The organism is Ideonella sp. (assembly GCF_035254525.1).
GTDB lineage: Bacteria > Pseudomonadota > Gammaproteobacteria > Burkholderiales > Burkholderiaceae_C > Ideonella.
Window position 1 is genome coordinate 1 of sequence record NZ_DATFAN010000153.1, and the last position, 5,295, is coordinate 5,295.

The 5,295-nt window shown below is 69.9% G+C and carries 3 protein-coding genes; 1 reads left to right on the top strand and 2 read right to left on the bottom strand.

The window, feature by feature from the left end; translation table 11 throughout:
• Both ileS and VJ693_RS15525 read right to left on the bottom strand, forming a co-directional pair.
• Window positions 1–2,281 (bottom strand): isoleucine--tRNA ligase (ileS, locus tag VJ693_RS15520; RefSeq protein ID WP_324155528.1); only part of this gene is annotated, 2,281 nt, incomplete at its 3' end.
• Between the two features lie 229 nt (window positions 2,282–2,510).
• Window positions 2,511–3,494, bottom strand: a complete 984-nt coding sequence (locus VJ693_RS15525) for a bifunctional riboflavin kinase/FAD synthetase (protein WP_324155529.1) — start codon at window positions 3,492–3,494, stop codon at window positions 2,511–2,513.
• Between the two features lie 226 nt (window positions 3,495–3,720).
• Between VJ693_RS15525 and VJ693_RS15530 the strand changes: the two genes are divergently transcribed.
• Complete coding sequence (locus tag VJ693_RS15530) at window positions 3,721–5,283, top strand: M4 family metallopeptidase (protein WP_324155531.1); 1,563 nt, start codon at window positions 3,721–3,723, stop codon at window positions 5,281–5,283.
• The last annotated feature ends 12 nt before the right edge of the window (window positions 5,284–5,295 follow it).

Sequence of the window (5,295 nt, forward strand, 5' to 3'; positions counted from 1 at the left end):
GCACGTCGAGGTAGAACGCGCCGAGGTCCTCCGAGCAGTAGACCTGCAGCTTGGCCACCACCGGGTGGAACTCGTAGGCGGTGAAGTGCTTGAGGATCTCGGCCTGCAGCTCGCTGGCACGTGCCAGCGCGTAGCGGTCGATCTCGAGCATCTCGTCGCCCGGCACCGCATCCTTCACCGGGTCGAAATCGCTCACGTTGGCGAGCAGGAAACGCAGCGTGTTGCGGATGCGGCGGTAGGCATCCACCACGCGGGCCAGGATCTTGTCGTCGCCGGCGATGTCGCCCGAGTAGTCGCTCGCGGCCACCCACAGGCGGATGATCTCGGCGCCGAGCTTCTTGCTCGTCTCCTGCGGATCGACGCCGTTGCCGAGCGACTTGCTCATCTTGCGGCCCTGGCTGTCGACCGTGAAGCCGTGGGTCAGCAGGCCGCGGTAGGGCGCGCGCCCCTCGAGCGCGCAGGCGATCAGCAGCGACGAGTGGAACCAGCCGCGGTGCTGGTCGTGGCCTTCGAGGTAGAGGTCGGCCTCGGGGCCGGCCTCGTGGTAGCCGAGCGAGCCGGCCGGATCCTTGGCGTGCGTGCCGCGCAGCACGTGGCGGAAGGTCGAGCCCGAGTCGAACCACACCTCGAGGATGTCGGCGCTCTTGGTGTAGTGCGGCGCGTCGGCGGCGCCGAGGATCTCCTCGGTCGTCACGCGGCTCCAGGCCTCGATGCCGCCTTGCTCGACGATGTCGGCGGCCTGGTCGAGGATCTCCATCGTGCGCGGGTGCAGCTCGCCCGTGTCCTTGTGCAGGAAGAAGGGCAGCGGCACGCCCCACGAGCGCTGGCGCGAGATGCACCAGTCGGGCCGGTTGGCGATCATGTCGCGCAGCCGGGCGCGGCCGTTCTCGGGGTAGAAGCCGGTCTGGTCGATCGCGTCCAGCGCCATCTGGCGCAGGGTCTTGGGCGCCTTGTCCTTGGTGAACACGCCTTCGCCTTCGTCCATGCGGATGAACCACTGCGCCGCGGCGCGGTAGATCACCGGCGTCTTGTGGCGCCAGCAGTGCGGGTAGCTGTGGGTGATGGTCTCGGTGGCCATCAGCCGGCCGGCGGCCTTCAGCGTGTCGATGATGACCGGCACGGCCTTCCAGATGTTCTGGCCGCCGAACAGCGGGAACTGCGCGGCATAGCTGCCGTTGCCCTGCACCGGGTTCAGGATCTCGTCGTACTTCATCCCGTGCGCGACGCAGGAGTTGAAGTCGTCCACGCCGTAGGCGGGCGACGAGTGCACGATGCCGGTGCCGTCTTCCGCCGTGGCGTAGTCGGCCAGGTAGATCGGGCTCAGGCGGTCGTAGCCGGGGTCCACGTGCGCCAGCGGGTGGCGGAAGTGGATGCCGCCCAGGTTCTCGCCCAGCGTCGTGGCCACCACCTGGCCCGTCAGGCCATATCGGGCCAGGCACTTCTCGACCAGGGAGGTGGCCAGCACCAGGAAGCCGCGCTCGGTCTCGACCAGCGCGAACTCGATCTTCGGGTTCAGGTTCAGCGCCTGGTTGGCGGGGATGGTCCAGGCGGTCGTCGTCCAGATCACCGCGAAGGCGTCCTTGGCCAGGCCCGGCAGGCCGAAGGCGGCGGCCAGGCGGTCGTTCTCGGCGCACAGGAAGGCCACGTCCAGCGTCTGGCTCTTCTTGTCGGCGTATTCGATCTCGAACTCGGCCAGCGACGAGCCGCAGTCGAAGCACCAGTAGACCGGCTTCAGGCCGCGGTAGACGAAGCCGCGCTCGATCACGCGCTTGAAGGCGCGCAGCTCGCCGGCTTCGTTGGCGAAATCCATCGTGCGGTAGGGCCGCTCCCAGTCGCCCAGCACGCCCAGGCGCTTGAAGTCGCCCATCTGCAGCGCGATCTGCTCGGTGGCATAGGCGCGGCTCCTGGCCTGCATGTCGTCGCGGCTCAGGTTGCGGCCGTGCTTCTTCTCGATCGCGTTCTCGATCGGCAGGCCGTGGCAATCCCAGCCGGGCACGTACTGCGCGTCGAAGCCGGCCAGTTGCCGGGCCTTGACGATCATGTCCTTGAGCACCTTGTTGACGGCGTGGCCCATGTGGATCTGGCCGTTCGCATACGGCGGGCCGTCGTGCAGGATGAACTTGGGCGCGTTGCAGCGCGCTTCGCGAAGGCGCTTGTAGATGCCATGCTCTTCCCACTCCTTGACCCAGCCCGGCTCGCGCTTGGCGAGGTCGCCGCGCATCGGGAAGGGGGTGTCGGGCAGGTTCAGCGTGCTGCGGTAGTCGGGGGTGGCGTCGGTCATGGCGGGGCGCGCTCCGGGGCGGGCGCGTGGATCTGGGGCGGGCGGCGGGCACCAGGGCCCGGGCGGCGGCGCGCGTGGCGCCGGGCTGTCAGGCGGCGCTGATCTGAATTCGGTCGCGCGTGGTCTGCCGGCGTGTGGCCACATGGCCGCGGCGCGCGGCCGGGCACCAAGCGGCGCGCAACGCGGGCCGCATCGTGGCGGGGCAAAGAGGGCGGGCCATGGGGCGATTCTATCGCCCGGGGGGAGTGCCGGCGCTCGCCAGCCACGCCCGGGCGTCCGCCTCGTCCTGTGCGATCGCGGCGCGCAGCGCTTCCAGCGATTCGTAGCGCCGTTCGTCGTGCAGCTTGTGCAGCAGCTCGACCGAGATCAGCTGGCCGTAGCCGTGCTCGGCGCCGAGCTGGCCCGGCCATTCGAGGCAGTGGGTCTCGAGCAGCACGCGACCGGCGTCTTCGACGGTGGGTCGCACGCCCAGGCTGGCCACGCCGGGCAATGCTGTCTCGGTCAGGCCGTGCACCCGCACGACGAAGATGCCGTGGGCGGCCGGGCGGTGGAACGGGAAGCGCAGGTTCAGCGTGCGAAAACCGAGCTCGCGGCCGAGCTTCTTGCCGTGCACCACGTGGCCGGTGATCGCGTAGGGCCGGCCGAGCAGCGTGGCGGCGCGCTCCATCTCGCCGGTACCGAGCGCCTCGCGCACCGCCGAGCTGGACACGCGCAGGCCGTGCACCTCGTAGCTCAGCATGCGGGCCACGTCGAAGCCGAGCCGCGCGCCGGCGGCATCGAGCATCGTGTAGTCGCCGGCGCGCCTGGCGCCGAAGCGGAAGTCGTCGCCGACCAGCACGTAGCGGGCGTTCAGCCGGTCGACCAGCATGCGCTGGATGAAGTCCTCGGCCGGCAGGCTGGCCAGGTGCTCGTCGAAGCGCAGGATCACCACGTCGTCGACGCCGCAGCGCGCCAGCTCGCCGAGCTTGTCGCGCAAGGTGGCGATGCGCGGCGGTGCCTTCTCCGGCGTGCCGGCGCGGGCGGCGAAGAAGTCGCGCGGGTGAGGCTCGAAGGTCATCACGCAGCTGCGCAGGCCACGGTGCTTCGCCTCGTTGATCAGCAGCGCGAGCATGGCCTGGTGGCCACGGTGCACCCCGTCGAAGTTGCCGATCGTCAGCGCGCAGCCCGGGCCGGGCAGCGGGCGAGGGTGGTGCAGGCCGCGCAGGATTCGCATGGGTCGCGATCATAGGTCGGCGCGGAAAACCGGCTGGTCCATCTACACGGCCGATGCCGGTCTGGCCTATCGGTCATCGCCCGGATAGCGATCACCCGCATAGCATAACCCCCTATTTCTAGGGATTCCTCGCGCGGCGACAGTGCGCGCTCCCAAGGCGTCCGGCCGCCACCACGACATGGCAGGCCGGTACTTTTCCCTCGTCTACCCCTGAGGAGCAAGGTTGATGAAGTTCTGTATTCGCGCTCATGCCCTGGCTGTCGCCGCGGCGGCCCTCGTTGTCATGCCGCTGGCCGCCCACGCGGGCGATGCGCAGACCGCCGAGCAACGTGCCCGAGCCCACATCGCGGCGTTCCCGGGCCACAGCCTGCACGGCGACGGCCACGGCTACACCTTCAAGGACGTCGTGCGCGATGCCGACGGCGCCGAGCACGTGCGCTTCGAGCGCCAGTTCCGCGGCCTGCGGGTGATCGGCGGCGACCTCGTGGTGCACTCGGCACGCGGGGGCGTCTTCGCCGGCATCTCCAAGACCCTGGCGCGCGACTTCGCTGCCCTGCCTCAGCGGCCGTCGATCGGCCCGGGCGCCGCCCAGGCGGCGGCCCTGGCCGCCCACCCGGGTGACCTGCGCGGCTTCGGCTCGGAGCTGGTGGTCTACGCCCGTGGCGAGCAGCCGCGCCTGGCCTATGACGTGCGCGTCTTCGGCACCCGCGCGGACGGCACGCCGAGCGAGCTACACGTGATCGTCGACGCGCAGACCGCCGCGTTGCAGGAGACCTGGGACGACGTCCACACGGCGCCGGCGGCCGGCACCGGGCGTGGCTTCTTCAACGGTACCGTGGCGCTGACCACCGACCTCGTCTCGGGCGTCTACAGCCTGCGCGACCCGAGCCGCGGAAACCAGTACACGATCGACATGAAGAACCGCAGCAACGGCGGCTCGGTCTTCACCGATGCCGACAACCTCTGGGGCGACGGCACGTTGGCCAACACCCAGACGGTGGGCGTCGACGCCCAGTACGGCACGGCCGTGACGTGGGACTACTACAAGAACGTGCACGGCCGCAACGGCATCGCCAACGACGGCAAGGGCGCCTACAACCGGGTGCATTACGGCCGCCGCTACAACAACGCCTACTGGAGCGACAGCTGCTTCTGCATGACCTACGGCGACGGCGACGGGACGACCTTCAACCCCTTCGATTCGCTCGACGTGGCCGGCCACGAGATGAGCCACGGCGTGACCAGCCGCACCGCGAACCTGACCTACTCGGGCGAATCCGGCGGCCTGAACGAGGCGACCAGCGACATCTTCGGCACCGCCGTCGAGTTCTACGCCGCCAACGCCAACGACCCGGGCGACTACCTGATCGGCGAGAAGCTCTACAAGAGCGGCACCGGCGCCCTGCGCTCGATGATCAACCCGAGCAGCGACGGTGCTTCGGCGGATTGCTGGTACTCGGGCCTGGGCAGCCTGGACGTGCACTACTCATCGGGCCCGGCCAACCACTTCTTCTACCTGCTGTCCGAGGGCACGACGAACGGCTCGCCGAGCAAGACCTGCGTCGCCGGCAACACCCGGGTCGCGTCGGGCACCGGCACGGTCGGCGGCATCGGCCGCGACAAGGCCGAGAAGGTCTGGTACCGCGCGCTGACGGTCTACATGACCTCCGCCACGACCTACGCCGGCGCCCGCGCCGCGACGATCAGCGCCGCCAACGACCTGTACGGTGCGGGCTCGCCCGAATCGGGCGCGGTGGCCGCCGCCTGGTCGGCCGTCGGTCGCAACTGAGCACCGTCTCCC